This window comes from Pedobacter frigoris (genome assembly GCF_032678645.1).
Lineage (GTDB): Bacteria > Bacteroidota > Bacteroidia > Sphingobacteriales > Sphingobacteriaceae > Pedobacter > Pedobacter frigoris_A.
Genome location: NZ_JAVTSP010000019.1, coordinates 1 through 825, shown reverse-complemented (window position 1 = coordinate 825; position 825 = coordinate 1). Strand labels below are relative to the sequence as shown.

Sequence of the window (825 nt, the reverse complement as noted above, 5' to 3'; positions counted from 1 at the left end):
TTTTTAAATGTTTATCAATTTGTTAATTATTAAGTCCGGCCGAACTCTTATGACAAACATAAACACCTAAAAAACAACATCCTACAACACCAATCACTTTGAAACAATGTGGGACAAAATTGGAACAGTATGGGACACTCGTTCTAAAATCCAGGCAAAAAAAATCCCCAAACAGACAGTTCAGGGATTTAACATTTTATTTAAAAAGATACGGGGTCTTGCCGGTTATCCCAGAAGAAAAGCACTATAATGATATTTGATTTGACTTCATAAAATACAGATGATCTCTTTTTTATCAATCCTTTTCTAATATTAGGATCAAGTTTCGTTTCTTTAAACATAAATGGAGATTGTTGTATCAACTTCAGAATCCTTAAAGTATTTCTCTCAAAGTCTTCGACAGCTTTATTTCCCAAACGCTGAAGAATTTGAGTCCGAATTGCTTCGAAAGTTTCGGCAGCAGTTTCGGAAATTAAAACTTCCCAAACCACTATTTGGACAAAAGCTTTTTCTCAAATGCCTCAAGTGTAACGTACCGGCCGGCTTCATAATCAGCCTGTCCTCTCTTAATTCCCTCAACTACATGTTCGGGCAACTCTTCTTTGTCTATTTTACTTTGAGCCACTTCACTTTCCATAAGCTTATTTAATGCAACTAAATAGTCCTTATTAGAAATAGCCATAAGCTTATCTATTATTGCATTTCTTAAATGATCTATAGAAGATGGCATAATCAGTTGATATTTCATCAAATTTCGTTATTAAAGTTCAAAAATACAATTACCCTAATTGTATAATACAAAGATAACTAAAACCACTTGTTTAA

1 protein-coding gene is annotated in these 825 nt (G+C 33.0%); it reads right to left on the bottom strand.

Annotated elements, in window-relative coordinates; genetic code table 11:
* Positions 1–490 precede the first annotated feature (490 nt).
* Positions 491–748, bottom strand: a complete 258-nt coding sequence (locus R2Q78_RS21850; protein WP_316794742.1) for a hypothetical protein — start codon at positions 746–748, stop codon at positions 491–493.
* Positions 749–825: the final 77 nt, after the last annotated feature.

Bases quoted from the DNA above. Each gene is read 5' to 3' on its own strand.
- R2Q78_RS21850 (WP_316794742.1), bottom strand. From the start codon at position 748: ATGAAATATCAACTGATTATGCCATCTTCTATAGATCATTTAAGAAAT.